This window comes from Streptomyces sp. NBC_01351 (assembly GCF_036237315.1).
In the GTDB taxonomy this organism is placed as follows: Bacteria; Actinomycetota; Actinomycetes; order Streptomycetales; family Streptomycetaceae; genus Streptomyces.
Map to the genome: position 1 here is coordinate 6,277,067 of NZ_CP108356.1, position 14,751 is coordinate 6,291,817.

The following is a 14,751-nucleotide window of genomic DNA, read 5'->3' on the forward strand; positions in this document are numbered from 1 at the left end:
TGCGGCAGCATGGGCCCCATGTCCGCACTGACGCGCACCGAAGCGCAACTCCGAGCCCGGCTCCTCGACGTCCACCACTACGCCGTCACCCTCGACCTCACCGTCGGCGACGAAACCTTCGACTCCAGCGTCGACATCCGCTTCACCGCACGCGCCGCGGGCGACACCTTCGTCGAGCTCAAGCCCGAACACCTGAAATCCGCCTTCCTGGACGGCGAACCCCTCCCCGTCACCGCCCTCCAGGACAACCGCCTTCCCCTCACCGGCCTCACCGAAGGCCCCCACGAACTGCGCATCGACACCCGCATGCGCTACTCCCGCACCGGCGAAGGCCTCCACCGCTTCACCGACCCCGCGGACGGGGAGACGTACGTCTACAGCCAGATGTTCATGGACGACGTCCAGCGCGTCTTCGCGGCCTTCGACCAGCCCGACCTCAAGGCCGTCTTCGAGTTCACGGTCACGGCCCCCGCCCACTGGACGGTCCTCGCCAACGGAGTCACCACCCGCACCGCCGAACGCGACCCCGGCAGCGACGACGGCGACGCGGGCGAGCGACCCGCGGCAGCCGGCACCTGGCACTCCGCCCCCACCCCCCTCATCTCCACCTACCTCGCCGCAGTCGCCGCAGGCCCCTGGCACAGCATCCACACCCGGCACGCCGGACTGCCCTTCGGCATCCACTGCCGCCAGTCCCTCGCCCCCCACATGGACACCGACGCCGAAGAGATCCTGTCCATCACCACGGCCTGCTTCGACCGCTACCAGGAGAAGTTCACCGAGCCCTACCCCTTCGACTCCTACGACCAGGCCTTCGTCCCCGAATTCAACGCCGGAGCCATGGAGAACCCCGGACTCGTCACCTTCCGCGACGAGTTCATCTACCGCTCCGCCGTCACCGACACCGAACGCCAGACCCGCGCCATGGTCATCGCCCACGAAATGGCCCACATGTGGTTCGGCGACCTCGTCACCCTCGCCTGGTTCGACGACATCTGGCTCAACGAATCCTTCGCCGAATACATGGGCTACCAGACCCTCACCGAAGCCACCCGCTTCACCGACACCTGGACAGACTTCGGCGTCACCCGTAAATCCTGGGGCTACGACGCAGACCAGCGCCCCTCCACCCACCCCGTCGCCCCCCACCCCGACGACGTCCCCGACACCGCCTCCGCCCTCCTCAACTTCGACGGCATCTCCTACGCCAAGGGCGCCTCCGCGCTGCGCCAACTCGTCGCCTGGCTCGGCGAGAAGGACTTCCTCGCCGGCATCAACACCCACTTCGCCCGCCACAAATTCGCCAACGCCTCCCTCGCCGACTTCGTCGACTCCCTCGCCGCCCACACCGAACGCGACGTCCACGCCTGGGCCGACATCTGGCTGCGCACCACCGGCATCGACACCCTCACCCCCCAGATCGAGGAAGACCCCCACACCAACGGCGCCCCCACCGGCTGGACCCTCACCATCGACCGCCGCGGCAGCCGCCCCCACCACATCGCCGTCGGCATCTACGACCGCGACCCCGCCGACGGCCGCATGCTGGAGCGCACCGAACTCCTCCACCTCGACGTCCCCTCCGACGAGGTCCTCTCCGTCAGCGGCCCCCGCCCCGCACTCCTCGTCCTCAACGACACCGACCTCACCTACGCCAAGGTCCGCCTCGACGAAACCTCCGTCGAAACCGTCCTGCGCGGCCTCTCCGGCATCCCCGACCCGCTCACCCGCGCCGTCGTCTGGAACTCCCTGCGCGACATGGTCCGCGACGGCGAACTCGACCCGCAGGACTACCTCACCACCGCCGAGGCCCACCTCCCCGAGGAAAACGACCTCGCCATCGTCCAGGGCGTCATCACCTTCGCCCGCACCCAGATCGCCGTCCGCTACCTCGCCCCCGAACAGCGCACCGCGGCCCTCGCCACCCTCACGTCGATCGCCCGCGGCCTGCTGCGCCGCACCGAGGACGGCTCGGATCCGGGCCTGCGGCTGACCGCCGTACGCACCCTCGTCGACAGCGCCACCCAGCCCGACACCATCGCCGCATGGCTCGCCGACGACTCCGTCCCCGGCGGCCCCGAACTCGACCCCGAGCTGCGCTGGCGCATCCTCGCCCGCCTCTCCGTACTCGGCACGGTCGACGAAACCGCCATCGACACCGCGCTGGCCGCCGACCCCAGCGCCACCGGCCAGGAAGGCGCCGCCCGCTGCCGCGCCGCCCTGCCCACCCCCGAGGCCAAGGCCGCCGCCTGGCAGCGCCTCTTCCACGACGACACCCTGTCCAACTACCTCTTCAGCGCCACCGCCCAGGGCTTCTGGCAGCCCGAACAGACCGACCTCGTACGGGAATACGTGCCCCGCTACTACCCCGAGGCAGTGGCCCTCGGCGCCCGCCGCGGCCCGGCCATCGCCGAAGCCGCCGGCCGCTGGGCCTTCCCCGTCTACGCCATCGACGAGGCCAACCTCCAGTCCGGCCACACCTGCCTCCGGGACCCGGCCATCCTCCCGCTCCTCCGCCGCAAACTGATCGACCAACTGGACGACCTCTCCCGAGCCCTCAAAGTCCGCCCAACCAACTAGGCCGCACTCCCGCGTCAACCCGGTCCGGCCCCCACCCGAGCCAGAACCGGACCGGGTCCCAACCAGAACCGGACCGGGTCCCAGCCGGGGCAGGAGACGGGCCCAGCCGGGGCGGGACGGGGGTCCAGCTGGGGCGGGACCTCCACCCTCCCCAGCCCCTCCGGCGTTTGAGGAGCGGGGTCTGGGGCGGAGCCCCGGTTTCGGGAAGGGGCGGGGTGGGGGAGAGGCCCCGCGCAGCGGCCCACCCGCACCCCGAACCACCCGCACCCCGAACCACCCGCACCCCGAACCACCCAGGCCCGGCCACCCGGCCCAGGCCCCGCAGGGAACCGGCTCCACAGGGCCCGGGACGAGTACAGAACCGGAAAATCCCCGGCGGTTACCCCATTCGGGTCTGATCGTTGTACCCCTCGGGCACCGGCTGCCACCGCAGCACCGCCCTGACCGCCACGTGCCCCCACGAAGGGCCGGCCCCTTGCCGCCGCCCCGCCCTTCCCGTGAGGACACCGACATGACCGCGCCGCCGCCCGGCCCCGGCCCCGGCCCCCGCCCCGGCCCCCGCCCCGGCCCGGGCCACCGCCACGGCCCCGCCCCCGAAACACCCCCACTCGCCGGCGGAGCCACCGGCGCCGCGGCCCTGCGCCCCCTCCTCGACACCGTCCTCACCGCACTCCACACCGGCGCACAAGAACGCGGCGGCCCCCTCCCACCCGGCGGCCCCGACACCGTCACCGCACACGTCACGGCCGCACTGGGCGACGTACTGCCCGACCACGGAACCGGCCCGCACGAAGCGCTCCGCACCCTCGTCCACACCCTCGCCGCAGGCGCCGCCGACCCCGCCGACCCCCTCTGCGCCGCCCACCTGCACTGCCCGCCCCTCGCCGTCGCGGCTGCCGCCGACTTCGCCGCCGCCGCCCTCAACCCCTCACTCGACTCCTGGGACCAGGCCCCCGCCGCCTCCGCGATCGAGGCGCTCGTCACCCGCACGCTCGCCGCCGAGTTCTACGACACCGCCCACCCCGACGCCCTCGTCACCACCGGCGGCACCGAAGCCAACCAACTCGCCCTGCTCCTGGCCCGCGAACGCCACGGCCCCGGCCTCACCGTCCTGCACGGAGCCAACGCCCACCACTCCATCACCCGCGCCGCCTGGCTCCTCGGCCTCCCACCCACCCGCACCCTCCCCACCCCCACCGGCACCATCGACCCCGCCCACCTCGCCGAGGCCCTCGCCGCCACCCCCGGCCCCACCCTCGTCACCGCCACCGCGGGCACCACCGACGCCGGACTCATCGACCCCCTCCCGCACATAGCCGACCTCTGCGACCGCTACGGCGCCGACCTCCACATCGACGCCGCCTACGGGGGACCGCTCGCCCTCAGCCCCCGCCACCGCGACAAACTCGCCGGAATCGACCGCGCCCACTCGATCACCGTCGACCTCCACAAACTCGGCTGGCAGCCCGTCGCCGCAGGACTCCTCCTCGTCCCCGACACCGCCCTGCTCGCCCCCCTCGCGCACCAGGCCGACTACCTCAACGCCACCGACGACACCGAAGCCGGCCTCCCCGACCTCCTCGGCCGCTCCCTGCGCACCACCCGCCGCCCCGACGCCCTCAAGATCGCCACCACCCTGCGCGCGCTCGGCCGCGACGGCCTGGTCGCCCTCATCGACCACACCTGCGCCCTCGCACACGACCTCGCCACCCGCCTCGACGCCCACCCCGGCTTCGAACTCCACGCACCCCCCACCATCAGCACCGTCCTCTTCCGGCCCGCCGACGCCACCGACGAGGACATCGCCACCCTGCGCCGCACCCTCCTCCACCAAGGCCGCGCCGTCCTCGGCCGCACCCACGCCGACAGCCGCCTCTGGCTCAAAGCCACCCTCCTCAACCCCCACACCACGGCGAGGGACCTGGACACCCTCATCACCCTCCTGGAAGGCAGCACCCACCGATGACCGCCCAGCTCGATGCACCCCATGACCTCGTCGGAATCGGCATCGGCCCCTTCAACCTCTCCCTCGCCGCCCTCGCCCACGGCCTCCCACAACAAGGAGCCGGCGAACTCGCCACCGCCTTCTACGACCAACGCCGCGACTTCCGCTGGCACCCCGGACTCCTCATCGACGGAGCCACCCTCCAAGTCCCCTTCCTCGCCGACCTCGTCACCCTCGCCGACCCCACCAGCCCCTGGAGCTTCCTCAGCTACCTCAGGCACAAGGAACGACTCTTCCCCTTCTACTTCGCCGAGCAGTTCCACATCCAGCGCGCCGAATACGACGCCTACTGCCGCTGGGTCGCCGGCCGCGTCCCCGGACTCCACTTCGGCCACCAGGTCGACGCCGTCCGCTGGAACCCCGAACGCGACCTCTTCGAAGTCGACTTCACCCAACTCGACACCGACGGCGAAGCCGAAGCCCTGGGTCGCACCCACACCCGCAACCTCGCCCTCGGCATCGGCACCGAGCCCTACGTCCCCGAACCCCTGCGCCCCCTCGCCGAAGCCCCCACCGCCCCCGTCATCCACAGCGCCGACTACCTCGACAACCGTGAGCGCATCCTCGGCGCCGACCACGTCACCGTCATCGGATCAGGCCAGTCCGGCGCCGAAGTCTTCCTCGACCTGCTCCGCGCCCGCCCCGCCGGCCGCGAACGCCTCACCTGGCTCGCCCGCACCCCCTCCTTCGCCCCCATGGAGTACTCGAAGCTCGGCCTCGAACACTTCACCCCCGACTACACCCGCTACTTCCACGCCCTCCCCGAACCCGTACGCGACAGACTCGTCCCCGCCCAATGGCAACTCCACAAGGGCATCGACGCCGACACCATCGCCGCCATCCACGAAGAGCTCTACCGCCGCACCCTCCACGGCGGCTGGCCCGACGCCGTCCTCACCCCCGGAGTCAGCGTCCGCACCGCCGGCCGCGTCGCCACCACCAAGGTCGAGCTCCACCTCGAACACATCGACCAGGGCACCCGCTCCCGCCTCACCACCGACGCCGTCGTCCTCGCCACCGGCTACCGGGAACGCCCCCTCACCCGGCTCCTCGCAGGCCTCGACCCCTACCTGCGCAAGGACTCCTCCGGCCGCCCCCGCATCGACGACCGCCACCGGATGATCCTCGACCCCAGCGTCACCGGCAGCATCTTCGTCCAGAACGGCGAACGCCACACCCACGGCGTCGGAGCCCCCGACCTCGGCCTCGCCGCATGGCGCAGCGCCGCCATCCTCAACACCCTCACCGGCAAAGAGCCCTACCCCCAGCCCACCCGCACCGCCTTCACCACCTTCGGCCTCGAACAACGCGAACACACCCGCCCCCAGCCCACCGTCGAACTGCTCCCCCTCGTGGAACACCCCTGACCAGACCCCCCGACCACCCGCCCACCGCCCCGGCACTAGGGTCGCCGCCATGCAGCGAACCAGTGCCGACGGAGTCACCGTCCTGTGGACGGACGCACCCGGCCCCCTCACCGCCCAGCTCAGCTTCGGATGCGGGGTCAGGGACGAAACCGCCCCCACCATGGGCGTCACCCGCGTCATAGAAGCCCTCGTCATGGCGGAGGTCGGCCCACGCCTCCACCAGTTCGCGTCCATCGTCGACGCCGAGGAGACCCACTTCCACGCCGCCGGCACCCCCGAAGCCGTCACCGACTTCCTGCACACCGTCTGCCGGACCCTGTCGGACCTGCCGCTGCACCGCACCGAACACACGGCCCGCCTGCTGAGCATCGACGGCGCCCCGATACCCGAGCACGGGGCCGTCGCACCCCTCGGCGCCCGCTTCGGCCCCCACGCCTTCGGCCTCGTACTCCACCACGACACCGACATGTACGCGGCCATCACCCCGGACACCGTCCGCGCCCACGCCGCCACCTACTTCACCCGCGGCAACGCCGTCCTCGCCCTCGACGGACCGGTCCCCGAAGGACTCACCCTCCCGCTGCCCGCCGGCCCCGGACCCGAGCGCACCACCCCACGCACCCGCGCCGGCCGCTCCTGGCAACACCGGCCCGTCGACACCGTCTCCCTCCTGCTCACCTCGGGCACCTCCTCAGCCCCCGCCATGGCCGCCCACATGACCCTGCGCCGCCGCGTCGAACGCGCGGTCCGAGACCTGTACGGCGTCAGCAACCAGGTCAGCGCCCACTTCTTCATCCGCGACCGCCTCACCCAGGACCGCGTCCTGCTCCTCGACATCCTCGACGGGCACGCCGAACAGGCAGCGGAAACGCTCTGGCACGAAACCCTGCGGCTCACCCGCGAAGGCCCCGCCCAGACAGAACTCGACGAGTACACCGCCTACGTCCACGCCGAACTGGACTTCATCGGCGCCCACTGGCGCGCCCTCGAACGCGCCGTGACCGCCGAACTCTTCGGCACGCCCTTCCTCGACGACCGCACCCTCCTCGAAGGCCTCGAAGCCGTCACCCCACAGGACGTACGCCACTACCTGGAACAGGCCCTCACCGACGCCGTACTCGTCGTCCCCCACCAGGTCTTCCCCCGCCTGACGGGGCCCCGCGGCACCGGCCTGCGCAACTCCGACTGCTGGCGCACCGAAGGACCGCCGACAACCGGCACCCTCTTCCCCATGCCCCGCCTCCGGCGCGCCATCAGCCCCCGCGACGAACGCGGCGAATGGGTCCTCACCCCCTGGGGCCTCGTCTGCCGCGACGGCACCGCCGACGAACACGACATCCGCTTCGACGAGATCGCCCTCATGATCCGCGACGGCGACAACCGCGCCGTCCTCACCGGCTGCGGCTGCGACATGACGATCTACCCGCAGTACTTCAAGCGCGGCGAACAACTCATCGCCGCCCTCGACGCCGCCGTCCCCACCGAACTCGTCCGCGACGCCCCCTGACCGGCACGCGGCCGGAGCCCGCCACAACAGGCCCCGGCCGCACACCACCCGCAGCCCTGGAACACCGGATCCCTAGAACACCGGATCCCTAGAACACCGGGACGGCCGCCCGCATCAGACGCCAGTCCACCGAAGCGAACGCCACCGGATCCACCGTCCCCTTCGCCTTCACCCACGTGATGATCGTGTTGCGGATCTCGTCCGAGTTCGCCCACAACTGCTGCGCACCCGGCACGTGCGGGAAGTTCCCACCGCCCGAAGCCCGGTAGTTGTTCACCGCCAACACGAACCGCGCCGCCGGATCCAACGGCTTCCCCGCGAAGGACAACCCCGTGATCCGCGAACCCGCCGGCTGCGCGATGTCGATGTCGTACGTCAGCCCGTACACCGCGTCGTAGTTGTAGTCCGGCGTACCGTCCGCGTTCGTCAGCTTCGCCGGATCCACCACCTCACCCGGCGCCGTCCGCACGAAGTACTTCGCCGAATACTCCAGATAGTCCTTCAGCTGCGCACCCGTCACCAGCCGCGCCTCCAGGGTGTTCTCGAACGGGTACAGACCCGCCGCATCCCTGATCGTCACCTGCCCGGCAGGTATCGCCGCCGTCCGCGAGAAGCACGAGGCCTGCGACAGCACCGGCAGCGCCGCCCACTCCGTCCCGGCCAGCGCCGCCTTCACCGTCTCCGCCTGCACGTGGTTGATCAGATCGATGATCGGCACGTCCTTCACCGGCCCCTCCGCCGAGGACATCGCCTGCGTCGACGTACCGATCACCTGGTTCACGTACGCCACGACCTTGCGGTGCTCGTCCTCCAACAACCCGACGATCTTCGGGTCCTCGGCGACCGCGTTCGAGTTCAACACCTTCGCCGAGACCTTCTCCACCGACCAACGACCCCGCGACCACGACAGCTCGAAGTCGAACAACGTCAGCCGCTGCCCCCACTTCAGCGGCTCCGACAGCACCACGTCCTTACCCGTCGCCTCGTTCCGCACCCGGTACTCGGCTATCTCCGTGTGCGCGTGCCCCACCAAGATCGCGTCGATCCCCGGCACCTGCTCCGCCACCAGACCCGCCGCGTTCTCGACGTACGGCAACTGGTCCCCGTACGAAGACGTCCCGCTCGACCCCGAATGCGCCGACACGATCACCACGTCCGCACCCATCGAACGCAACCGCGGCACATACTTCGCCGCCTGCTCCTCCAGCCCCGGGAAGGTCATCTTCCCCTGCACGTTCGCCTTGTCCCACAGCGCGATCCCCGGGTTCGTCAACCCCAGCACCGCCACCTTCACGTCCCGCCCGTGCGGAGTCCGCAGCCGGTGCATGCTGTACGGCGGGAACGCCGGCCGCAACGTCCGCGCATCCAGCGCATTCGCCCCCAGCAACGGGAAATCACACTGCTCCTCGAACTTCCGCAGCACCGGAATCCCGTAGTTGAACTCGTGGTTCCCCAGCGCCGCCGCGTCGTACCCGATCGCGTTCATCGCCTGCGCCATCGGATGCACAGGGCCCCGCCGCGCCGTGATCGGATCCACCTTGGCGTAGTAGTAGGACAACTGCGTGCCCTGGATCGTGTCACCCGCGTCGATCAGCAGCGTGTTGCACCGCCCCTTCTCCGCACGCACCTGCTCCACCAACGTGGAGATCTTCGCCAGACCCACGTCGTTGTGCGCCTTGTCGTCGAACTCCCTGTCCGTGAAGTAGTCCCAGTTGAAGACATTCCCGTGCAAGTCGGTCGTACCCATCACCGTGAACGCGTACGTACGCGAACCAGCCGCCGACTGCGCGGCCGCCGCCGGGGAGCTCGTGGCCCCCGTCAACGCCACGGCCGCACCCGTCACAGCCGTGCTCCCCAGAAAAGTCCTGCGGTCGAACGCCATGCCATCTCCCCTTTTGAGGCGTGAACAACGCGCGTAGATTCTCACCCACAGGGGCCACAGTGCGACAGTGAATCCATGACTCAGGACGCATCGCACCAGCCCTACGGAACCCCCGAAGTCCCCCGCGTAGCAGTCCGCGGCGAAGCCCGCCTCGAAGTCGACCCCGAAATCGCCCGCATCGGCATCACCGTCAGCGCCCGCGGCACCGACCGACGCACCGCCCTCGAAGACCTCACCCGCCGGAACAACACCGTCCTCGACCTCATCAAGAGCTACGGCGAACCCGTCGAAAAACTCGAAACCGGCTCCTTCTCCATCACCCCCGAACTCACCCGCCACGGCCGAGCCGAACGCATCCGCGCCTACCACGGCCGCGTCCACATCACCGCCGAACTCAACGACTTCACCACCCTCGGCGAACTCACCACCCGCCTCGCCGACCTCGAACTCACCCAGGTCGACGGCCCCTGGTGGGCCCTGCGCCCCACCTCACCCGCCCACGGCCAAGCCCGCCGCCAAGCCGTACTCGAAGCCGTCCAGCGCGCCCGCGAATACGCCGAAGCCCTCGGCGCCCGACTCGCCGCCCTCGTCGAACTCGCCGACCTCGGAGCCGAGAACGCCACCCCCTTCCCGCCCGCCTCCGGCGCCGGCATGCGCACCATGGCCTTCAGCGCCGCCGAAGACGCCGGCCCCCCGCCCCTCGACCTCGAACCCCAGCGCCAGACCGTCTACGCCCAGGTGAACGCCCGCTTCACCATGACCCCTCCCCAGCTCTAGAACCCCCGCATTCGGCGCCTCGGGGGTGCTCATCAGAGCACCCCCATGCACATTCAACTGTTGTCAACAACCTTTTGCTCAAAGGTTGTTGAGTGGACACCCGGAAGCGATTACCTACTCCTAAGTAGGGGAATACGCTCGCCCCATGCGCCGAGCGAAAATCGTATGTACCCTGGGCCCCGCAACCGACTCATACGACCAGATCAAAGCCCTGGTCGAAGCCGGAATGGACATCGCCCGCTTCAACCTCAGCCACGGCAGCTACGCCGAACACGAGGAGCGCTACCAGCGCGTACGCAAGGCCTCGGACGAGACCGGCCGCAGCGTCGGCATCCTCGCCGACCTTCAAGGCCCGAAGATCCGCCTCGGCCGCTTCCGCGAAGGACCCGTACTCCTTGAACGCGGTGACGAATTCACCATCACCGTCGAAGACCACGAAGGCGACCGCCACACCTGCGGCACCACCTACAAGGGACTCGCCGCCGACGTCACCACCGGCGAACGCATCCTCGTAGACGACGGCCGAGTCACCCTCGAAGTCACCGCAGTCGACGGCCCCCGCGTCCACACCACCGTCATCGAAGGCGGCATGGTCTCCGACAACAAGGGCCTCAACCTCCCCGGCGTAGCCGTCTCCGTCCCCGCCCTCTCCGACAAGGACATCGAAGACCTCCGCTGGGCCCTGCGCATCGGCGCCGACGTCATCGCCCTCTCCTTCGTCCGCAGCGGCCGCGACATCGAAGACGTCCACCGCATCATGGACGAAGAAGACCGCCGCCTCCCCGTCATCGCCAAGATCGAAAAGCCCCAGGCCGTCGACAACATCGACGACATCGTCGCCGCCTTCGACGGAATCATGGTCGCCCGCGGCGACCTCGGCGTCGAAATGCCCCTGGAACAAGTCCCGATCGTCCAAAAGCGCGCCGTCAAACTCGCCAAGCGCAACGCCAAGCCCGTCATCGTCGCAACCCAGATGCTCGACTCGATGATCGACAACTCCCGGCCCACCCGCGCCGAAGCCTCCGACGTCGCCAACGCCATCATCGACGGCACCGACGCAGTCATGCTCTCCGGCGAAACCAGCGTCGGCAAATACCCCGTCGAAACCGTCCGCACCATGTCCCGCATCGTCGAAGCCGCCGAAGAAGACATCCTCGCCAAGGGCCTCCCGCCCCTCACCGAGCGGAACAAGCCCCGCACCCAAGGCGGAGCCGTCGCCCGAGCCGCCGCCGAAATGGGCGACTTCCTCGACGCCAAATTCCTCGTCGCCTTCACCCAGAGCGGCGACACCGTCCGCCGGCTCTCCCGCTACCGCTCACCCATCCCCCTCCTCGCCTTCACCCCCGACCCGGCCACCCGCTCCCAGCTCAACCTCACCTGGGGCGTCGAAACCTTCCTCGGCCCCCACGTCGACTCCACCGACGCGATGGTCGCCCAGGTCGAAGAAGAACTCCTCCGCATCGGCCGCTGCGCCCCCGGCGACACCGTCGTCATCACCGCCGGCTCCCCGCCCGGCGTCCCCGGCTCCACCAACCTGGTCCGCATCCACCACATCGGCGACCCCGTCCGCTAACCCCAACGACGGCCGCCAACCGCACAACCGCACGGCCGCTACAACACCTCACGTATGAGACGCACCGCGTCGGGCAGCTCCAACAGACTCACTCCCGTACTCGGGAAATGCCCGCCCGACGCGGTCACCCTCGCCGTCGCCCCCAACTCCGTCACGAACCGCATGACGTGCTCCGAGGTCTTCTCCCCGGTCACCGGGTCATCAGCCGCATGCAACACCCGAAACCCCCGCGCCGCCCCACGGATCCTCGCCCAGTCGAACTCCGGCGAGAAGAACGGCGCCAACGCGTCATAGCCCACCTCGCCACTCATCGACGCGACGAACACCACCCCCGCGAAAGCCCCCTCGGCCTCCGTGTCGTGCTCCTGGAGCAACCGCAGCACACTCACCCCGCCCAGGCTGTGCCCCACCAGCACGGTCTCACCCGCCGGCACCCCCTCCGTCTCCGCCCGCAGCCCCTTCAGCCACGCCCCGGCATCCGGCGCGAACGGCTCCGGAAAGTCCGGCACGCGCACCTCATGCCCCTCGCCGGACAGCTCCTCCGCCACGGACCCGTACCAGTGCTCCCCACTGCCCATCCCGTACCCGTGCGCGATCACGATCCTGCTCATGACTCATCCCCCTGATCGACTTGCCAATCGAAACGCTACGCAGCGTTTCGATTAAAAGTTAAGGGCTATCGTGATCCCGTGTCAACCACTCCCCAGAACCCCACGCCCCGAACGGGCGGACGCCTCCGCAACGAAGACGCCCACCACTCCGTCCTCGAAGCCACAGCAGCCCTACTCGTCGAAAACGGCTACGGCGCCCTCACCATCGAAGGCGTCGCCAAACGCGCCAACGTCGCCAAGAGCACCGTCTACCGCTGGTGGAAATCCAAGCCCGCCCTCGTCATGGACGCCTACGCCCACGAAACCGCCACCCGCGTCCCCGAACCCGACACAGGCACCCTCGCCGGCGACCTCACCACCTTCGTCACCGACCTCTACCGCATCGGCCCCGACCCCGTCCGCACCAAAGCCCTCACCGGCCTCATGGCCGAAGCCCAACTCGACCCCGCCTTCGCCGAACCCTTCCGCGCCTGGGTCGCCACCCGCCGCGAAGTCGTCACCACCCTCCTCCGCCGCGCCATCACCCGCGAAGAACTCCCCCCCACCACCGACCTCGACCACGCCACAGACCTGATCTTCGGCCCCTTCTGGTACCGCCTCCTCATCAACCACGCCCCCCTCGACCCCACCGACGCCGAAGCCCACGTCACCACCGTCCTACAAGGCCTCACACGCCACGCGTAACGGGGTGCGACCTACCAACCGAACCGCCGGTCGACCACAGCCTCGAACTCCTCGAAGCTCAACACCGCATCCCCATTCGCATCAGCCGCATCAAACAACGCCGACGACACATCCGCATCACCCAACGCCCAGAACGGCAGATCCCCGTGCGCGGCCAACGTCGGCCCCTTCGACCGCAGGGCCGAAATCACCTCCGCGCGGGTCAACTCCCCGTCATGGTTCAGATCCAGCGCGTCGAACAACTTCCGGGCCTTCTCGCTCATCCCACAATCCCCTTCTCGACCCACATTGACCTCAACCCAACTTCAGGTCCTACGGTCAACAACATGACAACGACCAAGGAATACTCCCAAGAACAACTCGCCGCCCAGCCCATCGGCTACTGGAGCCGCGAAACCGCCGGCCTCGTCATCGGAGGCCTCCGCACCGCCCTCGCCGAAGAAGACCTCACCCAACCCCACTGGTGGACCCTCAACCACGTCGCCGGAACCCCGGGGGAGTGGACCCGCACCACCCTCACCACCAAGCTGGCCCCCTTCGACGACCAGAACACCGACTTCGAAGCCCTCTACACCGACCTGGCAGCCCGCGGCTGGCTCACGGAATCAGACGACACCCTCACCCTCACCGACGAAGGCGAAGCAGCGCGCCTCCGCGCCCACGACCGCAACGCCGTCGTCCACGAACGCATGCGGGAGGGCATCACCACGGCCGAATACGCGGCGACCATTGACGTCCTGCGCCGCATGGTCGCCAACCTCGGCGGCTCCGGAGACCTCCCCTAAGGGAAACTGGCCCGATTCGGCGGAGCTGGGGGCGGACCTGCAGCGCGAGGTCTTTGACCGGATGGCCGCAGCCGACCGCGTGTACTACCTGGGCGAGCTCGGCGAGGAGAACATCCACGACTGGGGCCGCGTGCACGAGTACTTCCACGAGTTCGTGCTCATCGACCGGGCGGCGGGGCGGATGACGGTGGTCGTGGGGGCGGACGACTAGCTAGTACTTCGGGCCGATGTGAGCGTCCATGAGGGCGACGGATTCCTTGCGGGCGATGGACACGTTGAACGGGTCGCTGCCTCTGGCCAGGATCGTCCACTGGACACCGACGGCGGTGAGCGTGTCGGTGCAGAGCTTCCGGATGTCGTCCGACTTGTTGGTGAAGAAGTACCGCGGGTACTCGTAGCGCTTCTTGACCCCGGCGACGACTCGGGTGGTCCAGTTGGTGACCCGGCACCCATCGGAGTGGATGAGCCCCCGGAGGAACTCCCACGGGTGCGCGTCGACGATCTGTTGCTGCCACTCCTCCAGAGCGATGTGGCGCTCGTGCTTCTTTCCCGGCCCATGCTGCGGGAACAGACATGTCCAGTGGAGGGTGTAGGACTTGACCTCGATGCACCCCTGCCGTTGTACGCGCCCCACCTTGGGTAGGGGCATGACCAGGTGCATCGCCTGTTCAGCGGCGTCGATGAGCCCGGGGCGGGATGCGTCGCAGAATATGGACAAGTGGTGCTGCTTGTACTTGGAGATGATGTGGCCGTCGCCGAGGTAAAGGCCCAGGAGATAGGCGTATGCCTGCTGATCGACTTCGCGGCCTGTGCACCTCGGGCAGTCGGTCGGCTGTGTGTACGCCTCACCCCGGTGTCTTCGATCCTCGGACCGCCACCAGCCGATCGTGCCGCGCGGTACGCCGAGATGCTCCGCCACGACGCGATTGGCCACGCCCCGGCGCATGAGTAGGACTGCTTCTTCGCGTATCGAAGGATTG

The 14,751-nt window shown here is 69.4% G+C and carries 13 protein-coding genes; 9 read left to right on the forward strand and 4 right to left on the reverse strand.

Annotated features, from left to right (window positions below):
* Window positions 1-18 precede the first annotated feature (18 nt).
* The 4 genes from pepN (at window position 19) to OG625_RS28975 (ending at window position 7,459) form a co-directional block, all read left to right on the forward strand.
* A complete protein-coding gene (gene pepN, locus OG625_RS28960; protein ID WP_329386863.1) occupies window positions 19-2,580 on the forward strand; it encodes an aminopeptidase N in 2,562 nt (853 codons plus the stop codon).
* 511 nt (window positions 2,581-3,091) lie between these two features.
* On the forward strand, window positions 3,092-4,546 hold the full coding sequence (locus tag OG625_RS28965) for a pyridoxal phosphate-dependent decarboxylase family protein (RefSeq protein ID WP_329386865.1): 1,455 nt from the start codon (window positions 3,092-3,094) through the stop codon (window positions 4,544-4,546).
* Window positions 4,543-5,952 carry a lysine N(6)-hydroxylase/L-ornithine N(5)-oxygenase family protein gene (locus tag OG625_RS28970; protein WP_329386867.1) on the forward strand — a complete coding sequence of 470 codons (1,410 nt, stop codon included), beginning with the start codon at window positions 4,543-4,545 and terminating at the stop codon, window positions 5,950-5,952. The genes OG625_RS28965 and OG625_RS28970 overlap by 4 nt, the downstream gene beginning before the upstream one ends.
* A 49-nt stretch (window positions 5,953-6,001) precedes the next feature.
* Entirely contained in the window at window positions 6,002-7,459 is a 1,458-nt protein-coding gene (locus tag OG625_RS28975; protein ID WP_329386869.1) for a hypothetical protein, read from the forward strand.
* An 88-nt stretch (window positions 7,460-7,547) separates the two neighbouring features.
* Here OG625_RS28975 and OG625_RS28980 read toward each other — a convergent pair whose 3' ends face one another.
* On the reverse strand, window positions 7,548-9,341 hold the full coding sequence (locus OG625_RS28980) for a bifunctional metallophosphatase/5'-nucleotidase (RefSeq protein ID WP_329386870.1): 1,794 nt from the start codon (window positions 9,339-9,341) through the stop codon (window positions 7,548-7,550).
* 75 nt (window positions 9,342-9,416) lie between these two features.
* On the opposite strand from OG625_RS28980, the gene OG625_RS28985 reads away from it, so the two are divergent.
* Both OG625_RS28985 and pyk read left to right on the forward strand, forming a co-directional pair.
* The gene (locus tag OG625_RS28985) at window positions 9,417-10,118 is read left to right on the forward strand and encodes an SIMPL domain-containing protein (protein WP_329386872.1); all 702 of its coding nucleotides are present in this window, start codon (window positions 9,417-9,419) and stop codon (window positions 10,116-10,118) included.
* Between the two features lie 145 nt (window positions 10,119-10,263).
* Window positions 10,264-11,691: a pyruvate kinase gene (gene pyk, locus OG625_RS28990; RefSeq protein WP_329386874.1), complete on the forward strand. Its 1,428-nt coding sequence runs from the start codon at window positions 10,264-10,266 to the stop codon at window positions 11,689-11,691.
* Window positions 11,692-11,729: 38 nt separating this feature from the next.
* Here pyk and OG625_RS28995 read toward each other — a convergent pair whose 3' ends face one another.
* Window positions 11,730-12,302, reverse strand: coding sequence for an RBBP9/YdeN family alpha/beta hydrolase (locus OG625_RS28995; RefSeq protein ID WP_329386876.1), 573 nt, complete (start codon window positions 12,300-12,302; stop codon window positions 11,730-11,732).
* Between the two features lie 78 nt (window positions 12,303-12,380).
* Between OG625_RS28995 and OG625_RS29000 the strand changes: the two genes are divergently transcribed.
* A complete protein-coding gene (locus OG625_RS29000) occupies window positions 12,381-12,986 on the forward strand; it encodes a TetR/AcrR family transcriptional regulator (protein ID WP_329386878.1) in 606 nt (201 codons plus the stop codon).
* Between the two features lie 11 nt (window positions 12,987-12,997).
* Here the strand turns inward: OG625_RS29000 and OG625_RS29005 are convergent, their stop codons facing one another.
* Complete coding sequence (locus OG625_RS29005; RefSeq protein WP_329386880.1) at window positions 12,998-13,249, reverse strand: EF-hand domain-containing protein; 252 nt, start codon at window positions 13,247-13,249, stop codon at window positions 12,998-13,000.
* 63 nt (window positions 13,250-13,312) lie between these two features.
* Here OG625_RS29005 and OG625_RS29010 point away from each other — a divergent pair, with 63 nt between their 5' ends.
* Window positions 13,313-13,771 (forward strand): MarR family winged helix-turn-helix transcriptional regulator, encoded by a 459-nt coding sequence (locus OG625_RS29010; protein ID WP_329386882.1) that lies wholly within the window; start codon window positions 13,313-13,315, stop codon window positions 13,769-13,771.
* Window positions 13,772-13,832: 61 nt separating this feature from the next.
* Complete coding sequence (locus tag OG625_RS29015) at window positions 13,833-13,982, forward strand: hypothetical protein (RefSeq protein WP_329386884.1); 150 nt, start codon at window positions 13,833-13,835, stop codon at window positions 13,980-13,982.
* Here OG625_RS29015 and OG625_RS29020 read toward each other — a convergent pair whose 3' ends face one another.
* Entirely contained in the window at window positions 13,983-14,717 is a 735-nt protein-coding gene (locus tag OG625_RS29020; protein WP_329386886.1) for a helix-turn-helix domain-containing protein, read from the reverse strand.
* Window positions 14,718-14,751 lie beyond the last annotated feature (34 nt).